The sequence below is a fragment of the Sphaerisporangium album genome, assembly GCF_003323745.1.
GTDB lineage: Bacteria > Actinomycetota > Actinomycetes > Streptosporangiales > Streptosporangiaceae > Sphaerisporangium > Sphaerisporangium album.
In genome coordinates, this window is the sequence record NZ_QOIL01000059.1 from 1 (window position 1) to 1,130 (window position 1,130).

1 protein-coding gene is annotated in these 1,130 nt (G+C 67.7%); it reads left to right on the forward strand.

Annotated elements, in window-relative coordinates:
- Window positions 1-1,130 (forward strand): glycoside hydrolase family 99 protein (locus tag DQ384_RS40185; RefSeq protein WP_114034134.1); only part of this gene is annotated, 1,130 nt, incomplete at both ends.

Consider the following 1,130-nt stretch of genomic DNA (forward strand, 5'->3'; position numbering starts at 1 on the left):
CAGCTGGCGTCCGCGCTGACCAGCGCGGCGAGCGCGGCGAGCCCGCCCGGGGACGTCGTCGGTAAGATCACCGTCGGGTACCAGGGCTGGTTCGCCTGCATCGGCGACGGCGCCCCGATCAACACCTGGTGGCACTGGAGCGCCAACGGCGGCCAGCCGCCGTCCCCGAGCAACACCACGATCGTGGCCTGGCCCGACACGCGCGAGTACACGCGCACCTACCCCACCGCCTACGCCAACCTGGGCAACGGGCAGCCCGCCACGCTGTTCTCCTCCTACGACCAGCAGACCGTCGACACCCACTTCCGCTGGATGCGCGAGAACAACATCGACACCGCCGCCCTGCAGCGCTTCAACCCCTTCGGTGCCGAGGGCCCGACCCGGGACGCGATGGCCGCCAAGGTCCGCACCGCCGCCGAGGCCAACGGCCGCAAGTTCTACATCATGTACGACGTGTCGGACTGGGCGAACTTCCAGTCGGAGATCAAGACCGACTGGACCAGCAAGATGAAGGCCCACACCGCCTCGCCGATGTACGCCATGCAGAACGGCAAACCGGTGGTGTGCATCTGGGGGTTCGGCTTCAACGACAACCAGCGCCCCTTCCCGCCCGCCCCCTGCCTGGACGTGGTCAACTGGTTCAAGAGCCAGGGCTGCTACGTGATCGGCGGCGTGCCCACCTACTGGCGGCAGGGCATCAACGACTCCCGGCCCGGGTTCAGCGAGGTCTACCACGCCTTCAACATGATCTCGCCGTGGATGGTCGGCCGCATCGGCAACGTCGCCGACACCGACCGCTTCTACACCAACGTCAACGTCCCCGACCAGGCCGACTGCAACGCCAACGGCATCGACTACCAGCCGTGCGTGCTGCCGGGCGACGTCAAGAGCCGCCAGCGCGCCCACGGCGACTTCATGTGGCGCCAGTTCTACAACATGGTCCGCCTGGGCGCCCAGGGCATCTACATCTCGATGTTCGACGAGTACAACGAGGGCAACCAGATCGCCAAGTCCGCCGAGACGCTCGCGATGGTCCCCACGAACTCCGGCATGCTCGCCCTGGACGAGGACGGCACCCGCTGCTCCTCCGACTACTACCTGCGCCTCACCGGCGACGGCGGCCGCATGCT